Annotated in this window: 13 protein-coding genes; 10 read left to right on the plus strand and 3 right to left on the minus strand. The window is 39.8% G+C overall.

Annotated features, from left to right (window positions below; translation table 11 throughout):
* The first annotated feature begins 111 nt into the window (after positions 1-111).
* The 9 genes from BLT30_RS03465 (at position 112) to BLT30_RS03505 (ending at position 10591) form a co-directional block, all read left to right on the plus strand.
* Entirely contained in the window at positions 112-1671 is a 1560-nt protein-coding gene (locus BLT30_RS03465; RefSeq protein WP_089871426.1) for a hypothetical protein, read from the plus strand.
* 57 nt (positions 1672-1728) lie between these two features.
* Positions 1729-2625, plus strand: coding sequence for a hypothetical protein (locus BLT30_RS03470; protein WP_089872879.1), 897 nt, complete (start codon positions 1729-1731; stop codon positions 2623-2625).
* A 24-nt stretch (positions 2626-2649) separates the two neighbouring features.
* Entirely contained in the window at positions 2650-3495 is an 846-nt protein-coding gene (locus BLT30_RS03475; RefSeq protein WP_245707101.1) for a hypothetical protein, read from the plus strand.
* Positions 3496-3506: 11 nt separating this feature from the next.
* A complete protein-coding gene (locus BLT30_RS03480) occupies positions 3507-4406 on the plus strand; it encodes a hypothetical protein (RefSeq protein WP_139166562.1) in 900 nt (299 codons plus the stop codon).
* Positions 4407-4523: 117 nt separating this feature from the next.
* Entirely contained in the window at positions 4524-4898 is a 375-nt protein-coding gene (locus tag BLT30_RS03485) for a hypothetical protein (RefSeq protein ID WP_089871431.1), read from the plus strand.
* Positions 4899-5201: 303 nt separating this feature from the next.
* The gene (locus BLT30_RS03490) at positions 5202-9032 is read left to right on the plus strand and encodes a hypothetical protein (RefSeq protein ID WP_139166563.1); all 3831 of its coding nucleotides are present in this window, start codon (positions 5202-5204) and stop codon (positions 9030-9032) included.
* An 85-nt stretch (positions 9033-9117) separates the two neighbouring features.
* Positions 9118-9636, plus strand: a complete 519-nt coding sequence (locus BLT30_RS03495; protein WP_089871435.1) for a hypothetical protein — start codon at positions 9118-9120, stop codon at positions 9634-9636.
* 149 nt (positions 9637-9785) lie between these two features.
* Positions 9786-10247, plus strand: a complete 462-nt coding sequence (locus tag BLT30_RS03500) for a hypothetical protein (RefSeq protein ID WP_089871437.1) — start codon at positions 9786-9788, stop codon at positions 10245-10247.
* Between the two features lie 101 nt (positions 10248-10348).
* Positions 10349-10591, plus strand: a complete 243-nt coding sequence (locus tag BLT30_RS03505) for a hypothetical protein (RefSeq protein WP_089871439.1) — start codon at positions 10349-10351, stop codon at positions 10589-10591.
* Positions 10592-10702: 111 nt separating this feature from the next.
* Here BLT30_RS03505 and BLT30_RS03510 read toward each other — a convergent pair whose 3' ends face one another.
* On the minus strand, positions 10703-12310 hold the full coding sequence (locus BLT30_RS03510) for a Na+/H+ antiporter (RefSeq protein WP_089871440.1): 1608 nt from the start codon (positions 12308-12310) through the stop codon (positions 10703-10705).
* A gap of 278 nt (positions 12311-12588) precedes the next feature.
* Here BLT30_RS03510 and BLT30_RS03515 point away from each other — a divergent pair, with 278 nt between their 5' ends.
* Positions 12589-14586, plus strand: a complete 1998-nt coding sequence (locus BLT30_RS03515) for a M13 family metallopeptidase (RefSeq protein WP_394332193.1) — start codon at positions 12589-12591, stop codon at positions 14584-14586.
* 319 nt (positions 14587-14905) lie between these two features.
* On the opposite strand, the gene BLT30_RS03520 is transcribed toward BLT30_RS03515, so the two are convergent.
* Together BLT30_RS03520 and BLT30_RS03525 are read right to left on the minus strand one after the other, a co-directional pair.
* Positions 14906-16303, minus strand: coding sequence for a GEVED domain-containing protein (locus BLT30_RS03520; RefSeq protein ID WP_089871442.1), 1398 nt, complete (start codon positions 16301-16303; stop codon positions 14906-14908).
* Positions 16304-16438: 135 nt separating this feature from the next.
* Positions 16439-18040, minus strand: coding sequence for a GEVED domain-containing protein (locus tag BLT30_RS03525; protein WP_089871444.1), 1602 nt, complete (start codon positions 18038-18040; stop codon positions 16439-16441).
* Between the last annotated feature and the right edge of the window lie 29 nt (positions 18041-18069).

Raw genomic sequence — 18069 nt, forward strand, 5'->3', positions numbered from 1 at the left:
TTTTAACGAACATTTTCTTCTAGTTGGTCTTAAGTCCAGACCAATCAGGGATTCTTATACCCATTAATTCAGATATTCTGCAAAGTCGGAATACATAAAAATAAATTCACAATGAAAAAAAATATAATTCTTTTAGGAGCTATCGCTATTAGTTCCCTTGCATTTTCACAGGTAGGAATCAATACAGAGACTCCTCAAGCTACACTTGATGTTGCCATAAAAACAACAGGGGTCAGCCTTCCGGAAGGTATCATTGCTCCAAGATTGACCGGAGACGAGATCAAATCAAGAGATACATTATACGATACCCCACAAAAAGGAGCTATTGTGTACGCAACAGCACCCGTAGGAACAGCATCTACAAAAACGGCTAATATAACAGCAGAGGGCTATTATTATTTTGATGGGAGTGTTTGGACAAAGTTTGGTAGTGGAACCGGTGCTTCTACACCAGAACCTTGGAATGTACAAGGTACAACAATCCAAGCCACCGGTAACAGCCAAAACATCTATCAGCAAGGGAAAGTAGCTGTAGGTTTTACAGATGCTGATGGTGTTTCAACAAAACAACTGGAAGTAAAAGGAGATTTTAAATCAGAATACAGTAATGGAGGTCTTTTCAGTGGTATAGAGACCAATTCTGATGGGTCAACAGGTGGACAACCTGGAAGTAACATATATATGAGGAACGCTGAAAACGTTGCCGATGCTACAACAACCGGCTCAGTTGGGGTATATGGTTCAGGACAACCTTATATGTTCAGTTCTGCCAAATTCTCTGATAATACCATCTCAAATGGTCAATTACAGTCTGTTTCTTTTCCCAATCTTGGGAGTGCTGTATTAATGAATGTAACAAACGGACAAGCCAATACAGAGACAAAAATAGAAGTAAACGGTATGGGAGCTGCAGGAAGAGTTCTTCTTTCAGATGCTGTAAACAGTAGCTTCAAATCTGAAGTATCTATATTCAGAACAGGAGGTGTACAATTTAGTTTTAATGATGCGAGCAATACTTATGAGGGAAGTTATAGATTTCCAAGAAACTCACCAAATACCAATCAAGTATTGGCACGTGTAGGCACTGCACCAGGTGGTACTCCTCAACTAGGTTGGGCAGATGCTTCAACACTTGCGCCGGAACCATGGAGAATTCAGGGAACAACCAATGCTGCAACAGCCAATACTCAAAATATCTACCAGGCTGGTAATGTTTCCATAGGTTCGCAAACGCCTATTGCACCCTTTACTTCTAATTCAGTTACGGTCACTCCAAAATTATCAGTAACAGGTGATGTGGCTTCTACAGGAGCTTTCTATACCACAACAGGTAAATATGCCGATTATGTTTTTGAAGATTACTTTGATGGAGCATCTAAAATTGATGAGACATACAAATTCAAATCATTAGAGGAAACAGCAGCATATATCAAAGCAAACAAACACTTGCCGGGAGTAACTTCTATCAGAGATATTCTGAAAACAGACAATGGCTACACAGTTAACTTGTCCGAGCTGTCCATCCAGCAATTGGAAAAGATAGAAGAATTATATCTGCATACCATAGAGCAGCAGCAGGAGATCACTAAGCAAAAAACTGAGATCAATGACCTGATATCCCGTCTCGAAAAGCTGGAGCAGCTTCTTATAAAAGAAAAAAATAACAAGTAATCCAAATTCCTTTAAAAAATGAAAAATAGACATAAAGGAATCAACATAATATTGGCAATGTCAATATGGTGTTGCTCAATCGGTTTGATCTCTGCTCAGGCGGGGCAAACCGGTGTTGGCACCAGAAACCCAAAAGGGGCTCTGCACATAGACGGAGCAAAGGATAATGATACTACTGCACCCACTGCGCCTACAACAACACAGGCCGCGAATGATGTGATTGTAGATAAAACAACTGGCTTTGTCGGCGTGGGCGTCTTAACCCCTGCAGTACCCCTCGATATGAGGTCTACTGTAAATACTGATAATGCTTTGGGCCTTGGGACTACCACAATGACAGCCGCAGCCGCAGGCGCAGGTGCGGTGCGATATGATGAAGTAAATGCACCTGTAGGAGCAAAAATTGAGTACTCAGATGGTTCGGTATGGAACAAATTGTATGTGGCCCCCAAAAAAGTGGTTGTAGTAGCCCGTCAGGTTTCAGGACAAAATATAGGAAATACTGCCGCTGATATCGTTAATTGGACCTTAGATTCTCAGGCAAATAATATTGGCTTTGCTCCTGCAACGGGTGTGTTTACAGCTCCACGTGATGGAAAGTACACTTTCTTGTTCACTTTTAACCTTGCAGCCACTATGATTGATGATGGTACTCGGGTTGAATCTCAGTTTTATAGAACTTCAGGAACACCTGCCGTTTTGGCGAGAGTATATAAAACTTTTGGTCACTCAATGAATAATGAAACTGAGGATGGTCCTTCAGGTTTTAGAATGAAGGATACACAGGCGGGTGGTTCAAGTGTAGCGACATTTACTCTAGCTCAGGGTGCTACAGTTACAGTAAGGATGCTTCATAATCTTACAGGGGGAAATATACCGCTAAGAGTGCCAAATAATTCCCTTCCCGATAATCCGGATGCAGGATTTAATAGTTTAACAATTATAGAACATTAAATAATACAGATTATGAAAAAGAAAGTGAGTATTATATATCAACTGCTGGCTTGTACTCTGATTTTTTCTACCAGTACTATTGCGGCTCAGACAGGAGTGCTTACCCAGAACCCATCTACTACTCTGCATATAGATGCGGCAGATGATAATACAGCTACCATCAGCACTGCTCAGGCAGCAAATGATGTGGTGGTAACTACAGCAGGTAATTTGGGAGTAGGAGTTTTAGCTCCTGTAACCAAGGTCGATCTTCGTTCTGCAGATCAGAAAGGGATTATAGGTTTAGGTACCAATACGCAAACTGCTGCTGCTGCCGGTGCCGGTGCCATACGTTATAATAGCGGTAATTTTTTAGAATATTCTGATGGGGCGAATTGGATTCCTATGGCAACGACAGCACCTCCCAAAGTGAGCATAAGTGGTACTACTTCAGATGCAACTTATAATATTTCGAATAATACCAGCACTCGTATCAGAACTTGGAGTGTAACAGGAGATACAACAGGTGCTTTTAGCAGTACAAATAATGAGTTTACGGCCCCTCGCAACGGGTTCTATCTGGTTTCTTTCAGTATTACTTTGGGACCCAATTCTGGTGCCGGTGGTGTTATAAACAATAGTACCTTCATAGAAACGGCCATAGAGACCAGTGGGGTAACCACTACCACTATTCCGAAATTCATCACGGTAAATTCTTATCCTGCATTTCAGGCCAGTACTATCAGAAATTACATAAGTGGTAACTGCAATGGTATTTTTTATCTCAATCAAGGGTCAAAGATTTTTTTTACTGTTAAGCATACCACAGGCGGAACAAGAACAGTTTTGAATGATGCCACATTAAACAACTTCAGCATCCAAGAATTATAAAAAGCATTACAATGAGAATATTACAACATAAAATAAAAGGTTTTGGAAGTGCTTGTTTACTGGTATTGTTTGGAACACAAGTATATGCCCAGATGGGAGTAGGTGAACTTTCACCAGGAAATCCTACCGAAATTGTGACCACTGCAGGTAAAGTAATTGTAGATAATACAGGAAAAATAGGGGTGATGGTCGCCAGTCCTAAAGTAGCTATAGATTTGCGTAGCAGCGGTACCAATCGTTCAGTAGCCATAGGAAATACTACCCAGACAGCTGCAGCTGCCGGTAAAGGCGCATTGCGATATGTAAACAGCCCGGCTATCGGGGTTTTGGGTTATCTGGAATATTCAGATGGTACCAATTGGGTAAGCTTTTTTCCTTATGGCAAACCGCGTATTGTGGTAATGGCAAATAAAACGACGCAGAACACGGAAGTATTTGAAGGAGCTGATTCAGGTCCTAAAACGGGTTTAATGCAGCGCCGTTCTTCTTATCTTACGAACTGGTCAGAGATATCAGACACCGATTCTGGTGTAGCAACTGGGATTAATAATTTCAATCCTACTACAGGAGAGTTTGTTGCGCCGAGAGCAGGGGTATATTTTGCCACTTTTACCTATGCGCTTGCAAATCAGGTGGTAGAGGCAGGTGCTAATGTTCAGACAGAAGCGATTTGGGAGGTGAGAAATTCATCTGGGACGATTACCCAAAGGGTAAAAACCAACAATGGTTATGCTTCCAATTCGGGAAGCAACCAACAACCAGTCGGTTCTGCCTGTACGGTAAGTGTTTATTTAAATCAAGGGGATAAGCTAAGACCTTTTTCCTGGATCTCTACCAGATTTAGCGATACTGACCTTAGTCAGTTTGAATCCTCGGGAGTATACAATGCTCTTACGATTGTAGAGCAGTAGATAGAATAATGATCAATGGTTAGTGGTTAGTGATGAATTATTCATGGTCAATGAAAATTCTGTAATTGATATCACTAACCACAGATCACTGACCAATAATCATTAAAAATTAATACTATGCCTTTTTTGAATTTTGAAAACCGGTATTTTTCCGAAGCAGAGAAAACGGTAATAAGCACAGTATTGCAGGAAATGCAAACAGCTTTATCAGGAAAGTTGGCAACGCTCACACCAGAAGAGCGCCAACAGTATGGTAGTATCAACGAGCAGAATAAACTGTTGGTAAATAAAGTAGATGATTACAGGACTACCAGCCCTCAGCTCTCCAGTCCGGGAGTGGATTGGGAAGAGTTTGGGAAAGATTATGACAGCCATAGCTTTTTGCAATCGGTTACCAAAAGTTTGTCAGAACTCGGCAAGGGTTTGGAAAATGCCAAAATCCTGCACGATTGGGATAGCTATCAGGCATCCCTCATTGATTATCAGCAATGATTCTGACCATACCAAAGTAGAAGAAATTAAGCAATTTTTAACCGTGATGGTAATGGCAATGGAAACACCATATCTCTGAACCTAAGGAATAATCAGTAGCCTCTTCACTTTTGAGGTCCCAAAGTGCGGCGATGAGGTTATACAACCTCAAATTTGGGGTTCAGGACGCCAAAAACTAGGTCTAAGACCAGAAAAATGAGGTTCGAGACCTAAAACTTAGGGTCAGATAACCCCAAATTTTAGGTACAAAACCTAAAAATAGACGTATAAACTTCAAATCTAATTTATAAAAATGAAAACATTATGATGAATCTCAACAATTTACAGCAGAAAGGAAACTCCTTTCTCAGAAATGCCGCCTTGGTTTTGGCTTTGGCAGGAAGCATTACCGCTTTCTCTCAAGATACCAAAGTATATCCTACCAATAAGGATATTACCGATGCTACCGGAAAAATAGCTTGGGTAAACGGCGGACCGACTGGTTTTACCGGAGTAACAGCTGGCCAAACTGGAACCGGAAATGGTTCATGGGGAGCAACCCTTCCTCAGTTGGTTGACAATAATGCAGCAACTTATGCAACAAACACAGTGGCTGTTCCTACAACAATTGGTACACTATTTACCACTAGTCCCGTCAGCGTAAGTGATGGCAATATCTACAATACTACACCATTTACAGGGTATTATGTAGGGGTAAATGTCAGCAGAAGCACTACAGGTATTGCCGTTGCCAGCCTCGGAGGTATCGTTATAAAGACCTATTTGGGAGCCGATCCTGCTCCGGTAGAAACAAGCACTTCTTTAGGGTGGGCTCTTACAGGAATTACAGATGTTGGTTTCTTCGTTCACAAACCATTTGATAGGGTGGAGGTTCAGCTCGTTTCAACAGCTTCAAATGCAAATCCTGTTGGTACTGCTACACTAAACCAAAGGATACACAATGTCTATCTGCAGCGCTACACCCGTACCGGTGGCGGTTATGATACCGTCGGCGACAAAGTTTCCACCTGCAACGCTCAGATACCGCTTACAGGTAGGGGAGTAACAGCAGGAGGATATGCAGCAGTCGCAATACCGGTACCACCGTTCATTGTTCTAATTCCTGCAGCTTCGTGGCCTGATTTGGTACCTAATCTTGAAGACGAAGATCCAGGTCCTACAAGCCATGGTACAATTCCTTTTATCAGTCTCGGTTTGGCAACTTATAGGGGTACCTTAAAAGACGAAGGCGTGGTCTATCCTGCCGGTACTTTTGGAGGCGGTGTTTACCAGCTGAATGCCGTATCCGGAGGGGTAAATGTGACAAAAAGGCTCAGATTCTATTTAAATGGTAGTCAGCAAGGTTCAGATGTCGTGAATGAGGAATTTCTAAGTGCTTCTGCCAGCGGCGGCCTCCTAACAGTAGGTGCAGTTTCAGACCTTCCGTTTGATACCGTTGAATTTGAAATTCAGATGAATGTAACTGCTGCTGTCGGCACACTAGAAATTTATTACCCTATTGTTCAGCGTTTTTGTGATGCTGCCATTACGTGTGGTGCACCGGTAAGTCTTATTGCCGGAGAGATTCCCCCGAATGGTGTACAAAACCACCCGGTCTATACGAGAGCCCTTGGTACCAGTATACTTACTGCTTCTCTTGGAAACCCGGGTATTACCAACGTACAAAATGTGATAGACACAAATTTGAACAATTATGCGGAAATAGGTGCTGCCACAGGTGCATCGCTATTTTCTAACTATGGCATCTCGGTTATTTCGCGACAAAAGTCGAATCCTGGTGATCCGGATAATACTCCTAATCGTGGTTACCCAGATGGTACTTTTGCCGGTTTCGAAATTCAGGACGACAGTTTTGCAACAGCAAGTGCAGGTAAGAATTTCATCATCAGTACTTATAAAAACGGAACTGAAGTTGATAGATATAGCACCACCAATGTATTAGCAGCTAACCTCTTTACGCCCAATAATGGAAAGTATATTATAGGTTTTAAAAGCCCTGCTTTTGATGAGGTAAGAATTACTGTAGAACTGATAGCGGGTGCGTCTGCAGGCTCCAGTACAAAAGTTTACCGTGCTGTGATAGAAACGTTTTGCGTAGCACCTGCTCAGGCTTGTAACACCGTTACAAATCTTAAAAGACCTGTTTACCCTGTGTTTATAGATGCTGCAAACACTGGCGTATCGGGTGTAGCGACAGGGAATACTTATTTTGAGGATTTGAACAATCTTGTAGCAAATACCAACCAACCAGCTAAATTGTACACTGTAGTAGGAGGTGTAACCAATGCTTCGGTAGCAGTACAAGACGGTAGTAAGGCAATTGGTAACCCGGGAGACCTTACTTATGAGTTGTATCCTGCCGGTACTTTTGCCGGTTTTGATGTAGCATTTCCTACGCTTGTTGCAGCAGAATTATTTGGTAGTACAATTACGGTTTCTACACTAAAAGCAGACGGAACTGTTGCAGACTCTGCGGTAATGAATTCTAGTTTCTTCGGTGTACACACCTCTATTGTTAATGGAACTGATAGACGTCAGATATTAGGTTTTGCTTCTGATGCTCCATTTAGCGGGGTGAAATTTACCATAAACAAAGTTGCAAATGCAAATGCGGGTACTATAGAAATTTATTCAGCAGTTATTCAGAGGTTCTGTGCAACTCCTGTTATTAAATGTGATGAAATAGAAAATATAAGCGTTCCTAAATATCCTTTATATGTGAATGGAGAAAGAACAGGGGTTACTGCTTTTATAGATGGTAATAGTTCTGTGAGTGAATCTCAGAAAGCCATAGATAATGACCCAAACAGTTATGCAGCAATGCAGCTTGGGGCTAGTGTAGGTTCAGGATTAGCTTTCAGTGTGGCTAATGGCTTTGGTGATTTTCCCAAAGATACTTATATCGGTTTCGATATTAGCACATTAGATATAGCGCAGGCAAGCGCTTTTGAAAGTAATAAAATAGAACTATACAAAGGCGGTGGTCTGGTACAGACCAGTACAGGTACCCAACTTGCCGGCGGATTAAGTACAGCTGCAGTTTCAGGAGGCTTCCAGCGTTTGGTAATAGGAACAGTGGCTCACGTACCATTTGATGAGGTACGTTATGTGATAACCCGTGCTGCGGGTGCTTCTGCCGGTGAGATTAGAATCCACAATGTAGTAGCAAGAGATTTCAGTCCTACTTCTACCACTACGTGCCCTTTAGTCTTGCAATGCGATGGTACTTATGTACTTACCGATGGTTCCACGACTACGACTTCTCCTACAATCCCGGCAGTAATAGAATATGCCAATACAGGATATGAAGGTTTAGCATCAGCAGGATATGGTATTGATAAAGTTTGGAATGCGGTAAGCCCAAGCAAAACAGATTTTGCAACAATACATTTGCCTGCAACAGCCGGTGTTACAGGGTCTATCTCTATAGCTGTTCCCAAAGTAACTTTACCGATAGGTACATTTGCGGGATTTATGGTAGATAAACTGAATTTCCCTTTTTCCGGTGCTTTTTTGCCCAATGTTAAGGTAACTACATATTTAGATGGTAATTATCAGGAAGAAAGAAGTGGTAATGCTTTGATAGATTTTTCTTTCTTTACACAATGGTTTGGTACACCTGCAGATATCTATACACCGGGTTTCCAGGCAACAAAACCTTTTGATGAGGTAAAAATTTCTATTGGAAGTCTTGCTTCTTTAGGAGATCAATCATTGAAAGTGTATTCTGCTTATATAGATACAAGAACATCTGTAATAACCGTGCCTGGTGATGGTAACACGCCTATTATTTGTGTCAATAACATTTGTTACAAACCCGGGGCTACCACTGGCGGGCTTGTTTTGGACAGCAAATTGGGTATCAGTTCGTTAGATAGAGCAGGGTCTGATGATCCAGATAACTGGCCAATGGTAAGAAAAGGAGCATGGTTGGTTTTGGAAGCAAAAACCAAAGGTTTTGTACCAAACAGAGTGGCGTTTGATGCTTCAGGTAATCCTGTAGGAATAGAACAAACCAATTTTGTAGAAGGTATGATGGTCTATGATACGACGAACAAATGCCTGAAAATTTATACCAATAATGGTACTGCCTGGGGATGGTATTGTATCAGTACGCAAACTTGTCCCGAATAAACAATTTAATGATATGACCCAAAAATGAAAATTGTAATGAATCAATTGAAAGCATTTTCGATTTTCATCATATAAATAATACAGAATGAAAAATATAATAGTAACAATAATGATTTTCTCTGCCATTGTTATAAAATCTCAAGTAGCAATAGGGAAAGATATTTTAACTAACAACTCTGTTTCTCTGGAATTTTCAGATACGGAGAATAGGGGAATGATCCTTCCCTATGTCGAGGATAAAAGTGGTATAGTAGAAGACGGTACGGTGATCTATGATATGACAGATAAGAAAGTAAAATATCTGAAAGACGGGAATTGGTTTGACCTTAGCGTAGATGCCAATGGTCAGGCAGATGCTATAATCCAAGGACCTGACAAAATAGAAAAGACCACAGCTAAAACGGCCATTGGAGTTAATGGTGCTACAGACACTACGCAAGGTATCTTGGTGCTGACCGATACGAACAAGGCCATGATCCTCCCCAAAGTTGCCAGTCCACATCTCAATATTATCAATCCAAGTACCGGAATGATGGTGTATGACACAACCAAAAAACAATTGGCTGTTTACAACGGAACTGTCTGGAGCTTTTGGAAACCGTGAATTTAATTTTCAAAAAAGCAATGGTTAAGATTATTTAGAAAGATCATAATGATCAATTAAACTTTAAGCCCTCTATTATTTATAAAAATCAGATATACAAATGATGAGAGAGATATTTCTGAAGAGGGCTTAATTTTTTAACTCGAGTGATGAAAAAGATAAACAACAAGAAGATCATCGATTTTTATTTCAAAATATTGATTGTCATACTGGTAGTTCTAACTTTCCTTGGAATTATCATATATATGTTGAAACCAGCATCATTTTACCACTTATTTTTAATGATCTGTATAACAGGATCTGTTGTGACCTTTTATACACTTTTAAAACTTAGATTCTTTGAATATGAAAATTCTCAACAGTTTATATCCATAAAGCAACCTTATTTCTGGAAATTAAATCCAGGTGTGACATCTATAGAGTTCCCAATCGATATGTTGGTCGGTTTTAGCATCCGTAATGGATTATTCACCACATCTCTTGTGTTAATTATAAGATCCAAAGAGCAGAAACCAAAAAAACTGTACTGTAAAATAATAGGGCTGAACAAAGGGCAGATATCTGAATTGAAACAGTCACTCCAAAATGCAAAAGAATATTTTGAAGATTAATATTACCCATTTTTTCCGATTTACATAATTTATCCTGTAAAAGGGAAATTGCAAAACTAATATAATGAGTGAATATAAATTCCTTAAACAGCTTTATAAAAATGGATGAAAAAATATACGATAGCAATGAATTTGATTATTTAGAGGATTTTATTTCATTATTGGAGGATGAGTTATCAGCCTCTGGGATGTTTATCTCTAAGGAGAAAATTCTGGAAATCAGAAAGCACATTGAGACCAGTGATTATTGTGCTCTGCAGTCAGTAATAGATATATTATTTTCAAATTCTGATGCCAAAGAAAATGAAAAAATAATAAAGGTCAGGAATATGATGCTTTTCTGATAGACCATTAATATAAAGATAGATATGTTAAGCTATTCTTTTAGAAATTCAAGAGATGAAACACAATACCGGTTTATTGAAAAGAGCTTCCAGATTTGGAAGCTCTTTTTATTAATGGAAGTTAGGATTTATTTTCAGATCGTTCAGGTCAAGCTGTAATTCTGCTTTTCGGATTTCCTCATCGTCATAGTACTTTTCGCGTCTCATTTGGAAGATCTCGAGTCTTTGCTTGTCGTAGATTTCCTTAAGGATCTCTGAGAATTTATCAATCTCCTGTGTCGTACAATTATTACATTCCAAAAGGTCGAGCTGATTTTCTGTGTTCTCGGTTTCAATAGAGATCTGAGTTTGATAATTTTTCAAAAGATTGCTTTTTTGAATGACCTCAGAATAATTTTTGTTGATATGATTAAGAGCAAGACGGTTCAATCTGATCTGTATCTGAGCTTCCTGTTGTTCCTGTGGCAGAACAACATCCATCGATGGCATTTTGAGTTTTTTTACAATAAAAGGTAAAGTAAGTCCTTGGATCACTAATGTTATAAAAATTACGATGAAGGTAATGAAAAGAATCAGATTTCTATGAGGAAAAGCTGTTCCGTCTGGTAATGTAAACGGGATGGAGAGTGCAGTTGCAAGCGAAACGACCCCTCTCATTCCTGCCCAACCGATAACAATTGGTCCTTTCCAGCCCGGAGATTGTTCTCTTCTCACCGATTTGAAAAGCCATCTTGGGACAAATGCTGCTGGATAGATCCATAAAAACCGGATAGCAATAGCAACAATACTGATGATAACGCCATATTTAATACCTTCTATTAACGATGCTTCTTCCAGGCCATGAATGATCGAGGGAAGGGATAATCCAATGAGAATGAAAACCATCGCATTCATTACAAAAATAACGGTTGTCCAAACACCTAGCATATTGAGGCGGGTATTTCCATTTTTGAAGATCTCATGAGATCTGTAGGAGATGAAAAGTCCGCCCGTAACCACGGCCATCACTCCGGAGAAATGGAATTGCTCCGCGCCTAGATACAGCATGTAGGGTGTCATTATTGTAAGTGCGGCATCAATAGCAGATGTGGTGGGTAAAAATCTATGGATGAGATACATGATACCTGCGCCGATTAGCCCAACCACGATTCCCATTCCTGCTACAAGAAAGAATTGTCCAACAGCCTCATGCATTGAAAAGCTGCCTGTCAATATAGCCGCCAGAGCAAACCGGAAAACTATCAGTGATGATGCATCATTGACCAAGCTTTCACCTTCTAGAATACTTACAATTCTTTTTGGAACAGGCAATCCTTTAAGGACAGATGTTGCAGCAACTGCATCCGGTGGAGAAATAATTCCCCCTAATAAAAAACCAAGCGCTAATGTAAACCCCGGAATCATTGCTTTAGAAAGATAAGCGACGATCAATGAGGTTGCAAATACCAATCCGAATGCCAACAAGGAAATTGGCCTTTTCCATTTCCAGAAGTCGTTCCAAGAGGTGTACCACGCTGCTTCGTAAAGTAATGGAGGGAGAAAGATCAGGAAAACCAATTCCGGATCCAGCTCTATCTCTGGAATTCCGGGTAAAAAACTGATGATTAATCCTGCCAGCACCAGAAAAATTGGATAGGCGATCTTCATTTTTTTTGCTACCATTACCATCATGAAAACAGAAAAAAGTAATGCGAGTATCAACAATAAATTATGATGCATTGACGAAAGAATTTAATTATGTTTTTACCGTAAAAATAGGGTTCTGATAATTAAAATCCTATACATTCTATAAATTAATTGAATAAATAGATTTTCTGATTGGAGATTTTATGTAAAGATTTAGTTGTAAGTGGTTTATATTCCTTGCATTAATTTAAAGATTGTTATTTTTACATCTCATAATGTTGATTCCTATTGTAACAAATCGTGATCATAAAAGACATATAACCCTAAATATTATTATCTATAAAATGAAAAAGATCTCATTAAGTGTATTGATGCTGGCTTCTGTTTCCAGCCTTACTTTTGCACAGACCAAACAACCGGCTTTGGAACTTAATTATATGGATACTTCCATTCGTCCGCAAGATGATTTTTATAATTATGTGAACGGAACCTGGATGAAAACAGCTAAGATTCCGGCAGATAAACCAAGTTGGGGTTCTTTCACACAGCTTAGAGAAACTACAGACAACAATTCTCTGGGGCTTTTGGATAACATCTTGAAAGAAAAATTCGCAACAGGATCGGAAGGGCAGAAGATACAAGCACTTTATGAGACTTATATGGATATGGCCAAACGTAATGCGGATGGGATCAACCCGGTAAAAGGCGATCTTGCAAAAATAGATGCGATAAAAAGCGTGGCTGACCTTCAGAAATATCTTATAGAAGCTACCAGGAGAGGAGAGAACGCTTTCTACGGTTGGGGTGTAGATGGTGATCTGAAGGATTCTAAGATGAATGCTGTTTATCTGGGTGATGCTTCTTTCGGTCTTGGAAGAGATTATTATCAAAAAGATTCTCCAAAGAATACCGAGACGATTGAAGAATATAAAAAATATGTTGCAAAGGTATTGACTGTAGCAGGATATAAAAATTCTACAGCAGTTGCTGCGCAGATCGTTAATTTTGAAAAGACAATGGCTAAGACATTGCTTACGAATGAGCAGATCCGTGATGCAACCTTACAATACAACCCGAAAACATTGCCTGAGCTAAAAGCTCTGGTGAAAAATATCGATCTGCCAAAATATCTTGCAGAAGCAGGAGTGAAGACGGATAAAGTGATCATTGGTGAGCTTGGTTATTATAAAAAGCTCGATACGTTCCTTACGGAGAAAAACATCCCTTTGATCAAGGATTATCTTAAGTTCCATTTGCTTTCAGGTAGTGCGAGTTATTTGGACCAGAAGATGGATGACATGAAATTTGATTTCTATAGCAAGTATCTGCAAGGGCAACAAGAGCAAAGAGCACTTAATAAAAGAGCATTGTCTTTGATCAATGGTGTTCTTGGGGAAGCTTTTGGTAAAGTCTATGTGGACAAATTCTTTACGCCAGAAGCTAAAGCCCAAATGTTGACCTACATAGATTATCTTAAGAAAAGCTTCGGGGTTCACATCGATGGTCTTTCCTGGATGTCCTCTACTACAAAGCAGAAAGCACTTGATAAGCTGAACAAATTCACTGTGAAGATTGCTTATCCTGATACATGGAAAGACTATTCCAAATTGACGATCAAGTCTGATAAAGACGGAGGTACTCTTTATTCTAACTTGCAGAATGTAGAAAGCTGGCATTACAGCAAAGAGCTGGAAAAATTAGGGAAGCCTGTAGATAAAACAGAGTGGGGTATGTCTCCACAAACTGTGAATGCTTATTATAACCCTGTTAACAACGAGATCGTTTTCCCAGCTGCGATCCTTCAGCCTCCTTTCTTCAATCCAAATGCCGATGCGGCGGTTAACTTCGGAGGAATTGGTGCTGTGATCGGTCATGAGATGACGCACGGTTTCGATGACAGCGGTGCTCAGTTTGATGGAGACGGTAACCTGACAGACTGGTGGACGGCCGAAGATAAGGCTAACTTTGAAAAGGCCACAAAAAGTCTAGCTGCACAATATGACAAATATGAACCAGCAAAAGATGTCCATGTGAACGGAACTTTCACAAACGGAGAGAACATTGCCGACCTGGGTGGGGTTAACATTGCTTATGATGCATTACAGATGTATCTTAAAGATAAAGGTAACCCGGGGAAGATCGATGGGTACACCCCAGATCAGAGATTCTTCCTTAGCTGGGCAACGGTTTGGAGAACTTTGTCAACAGAAAAGTATCTTACGAACCAAGTTAAGACAGATCCACACTCTCCGGGATTCTTCAGAAGTTTTGGACCATTGGTTAACACAGAGGCTTTCTACAAAGCATTTGATGTGAAAGAAGGTGACAAGCTTTACAAAAAGCCGGAAGAGAGAATCAAAATCTGGTAAGGCATATCCGATATTAATAATTGATCCTGCGATTTTTCGCAGGATTTTTTGTGAGTGACCTATTATATCATGATTAGTTATCTTGATTGTCAGGAATAACTTGGCTTGATTTCTAATAATAACAAGCTTCTCATGATTAGAAACCAAGCTTGTTGTTGCTTAAAACCAAGCTTGTTATTTTTAAGACGTTATAAGTAAGTATTTGATGTTTAGTAAATTTGTTGCTGATGAAAATTAGAACCTGGCTTGTTCCAAACTCACTAAAAAATCCGCCCTGTTAATTAACAAGGCGGATCAATATAATTTATAATTCTAAGAATTATTTCTTAATTGCTTTGAAGGTTTTTACGCTTCCGTCTTCCATTTTAAGATTTACAATGTATAATCCAGCTTTCAAGCTTGATAGATTAAGTTCTGCAGATGGTGCAAGAGCTTTAACTTCTCTTCCGGAAACATCATTTACAGAGATAGCTTTCACGCCTTTTACATCAGAGATCTTAAGAACATCTGTGAATGGGTTGGGATATATAGAGATTCCTTTCTTGTTCGCATCAGATACGGCAAGGTTTTCAACTACAGAGATTTTGTAATCTTCTACTTCGCCATCATCCCCATTCATACAAGGGTTTTCCACATTACCGGAATAATAGAAGGTTCTGACTCTCATTCTTGTATCTCCCAGAGTAGCACTAGAAGGAACGATAAAGCTGTACGGGCAGGCAGAACTTAATCCGCTGGTTACATTCGTAGCAGTTCCTAGGTCGTATCTCTCAGAATCTTCGAACACTTTGTTCTGGTTCCAGTCGATCCACGCAATCTGATATTGAGTGTAGTCACCGTCAGTATTTACAGAAACACTTAGGTTGTAGCTTTTTCCTTTTGCAAGGTCTGCCCCGATCGTGGAAGAATAATTAGTGTACTCTGAACCGGCAGCGGTAGTCGTTGTATTGTTTATGTTCTGTGTTTCTCCGTTAAGTGTGACATTTGTAATACCATCATTAAAGCCAATATTAGTTGGAATTGAAGTACAATAATCTGATGCTCCGGTAACAAAGCTGCTTTCAGAGCATCCAGTTGCTTCGCCTATATTATTCAGAGGAACTATTTTCACATAATATGTAGTATTGGGAGCGGGGCTCGGTATGGTATAGCTGGTAGCGGTTACGCTTATACCATTTGCTATATTATAATTACCTGTGCTGGTTCCTATATATAGTTTATAACCGGTTGCTCCGGATGCGATAGCCCAATTTATTATGACAGGATCGTTCGGGTTTGCGCCATTGCTTGGTAAAGTGTAGGTAGTACAGCTGGGCGCAGTAGTTGGAGGAGGTGAGCATATCACAATTTTTGAGTGATCGTCAAACCAGGTGCTTCCACAATTTGCGCTTGTATGTGTGTAGAAATAGACTTCGCCATTCGTCGTTGGTGAATAGACCAGAGGTCCTTTTCCATAGACCAGAGGTGTTCCGGATGGAGTTGCGATAGTAATGTAGTAATCAGCTTCTGTAGTGGTGAATGTATAGATTCTTCCAGCGGTTAAGCTTACGATAGCATACTCACCACTCCAACTGTCGTCGGTAATGATGTTTTCGGTTGTTCCGTCACAAGTTGAGACTGCAACTGGATCTTCTGGATAGGCATATCCATCTACGCATTGTGCATTGACAACGTTGGCTAAGCACAACATTGAAAAAGAGAATAAAAGTTTTTTCATAATAATTATTTTAATTGTTAACCAAATTAAGAAAAAAAATTAGAAAATACTATGGATTTGTCAAAGAAAACAACAAAAAAAGTCCGTCTAGTTTTAAAACTGGACGGACTAAATATGGGTTTATAACTCTAAGAATTATTTTTTGATTGCCTTGAAAGTTTTTACGCTTCCGTCTTCCATTTGTAAATTAACAATGTAAAGACCAGCTTTCAAGCTTGATAGGTTAAGTTCTTCTGTAGCAGCAAGAGCTTTAACTTGTCTTCCTGAGATATCGTTCACAGAAATAGATTTCACTCCTTTTACATCAGAGATCTTAAGTACATCTGTGAATGGGTTAGGATATACAGATATTCCTTTCTTGTTTACGTCTGATACCGCAAGAGCACTTTGGTAATCGATAGTGTAATCTTCTACCTGACCGTTGATCATAGTTGTACAAGCAGTTTGTAATGGCGTATTCATTTCGGTGAAAGTAGGTGGCTGGTAGTTGTATTTCACTCTCATCTTTTTCTTACCAAGGGCAGTTCCTCCAGGAATTGTAATATTACCCGTCAAAGTAACAGGGTTAGCAGTTGTTCCGGTGGTATAAACTTTGGTCGCGAAAGTGTTGAAATATGATTCTCCCGCATCATCAAAGTCACCATCATTGTTCCAATCTACAAATACTGCTGTTGCCCATCCGTTTACAGCATTACCATTAGTTCCTCCTAATACTGTTATAGGCAGAGTGGTAACATCATCTTTAACAATAAATTCTGTAGATGTGAAATCCTGATGTACTGGGAAAGAGCCGATAGTAGTAGCTGTAGGGTCAGAAGTATTGGTAACTCCTGCAAAAGTAACAGATTTGATCGGTGCAATTGCAGTAGGCGCTGTTGAGGTAATAGGACCGCAATGGCTTATATTGCTATTTGTTGTGAATGTGATCTCTTGGCAACCAGTAGCATCACCTACGTTGTTTGTAGGAACTATTTTTGTGTAGTAGGTCGTGTTAGGCGAAAGCGAAACATTTAGCGAAGTAGAGGCTCCTAAAACAGTTGTGTTTACTACATCAGATGCTCCTGCAGATGTTCCAACAGTTATCTTATAGCTAGAAGCACCCTCTACAGATGGCCATGTAAAGCCTACTGTACCAGCAGAAATTGTACTTCCGTTTGTAGGGGATGTAAATGTAGTACAAGCTGGTGCTGTTGTAACTACAGCCTGCTTCACGACAAGGTCATCTATATATAATGCACCTGTCGTGCTTCCTGTTCTTACCATCCATGTACCGATACCATAGACTTTACCAGGTTCAAATGTACCAGCAGGTATTGTAGCAGTCACAGTTCCACAAGTTGTAACGGCTGGGGCTGTTAATGTAACACCAGTTCCGACAGTATAGATTGACCAGCTGCTAGTGGATTCATTAAGAACGGCATACATTACATATAGAGTACCAGTAAGATTGGCAGCTTTTCTATATTTAAAGCTTACATCTATTTTTTGTCCGTTATCTACTTGTCCATAATAGTCTCCTACTTCCAATAGATTAGCAAACCAACCTGTTTGTGTTACGGTAGCACTATAAGTAAGTGAACCCGCTACAGCTCCACTACATACGTTGGTAGTGGTTGTGCCGCCACCACCAAATTGGCCCATACCAATCATGTCTTCTTCAAAACCTTCAGTGAAGTCGTACTGAGCATTCACTCCGATACCTAATGCCAAAAGGCAAGAGAATAGAATTTTTTTCATATTTAATAAATTTATTTAAAACTGATACG

The organism is Epilithonimonas hungarica (assembly GCF_900102265.1).
GTDB classification, from domain to species: Bacteria; Bacteroidota; Bacteroidia; order Flavobacteriales; family Weeksellaceae; genus Epilithonimonas; species Epilithonimonas hungarica.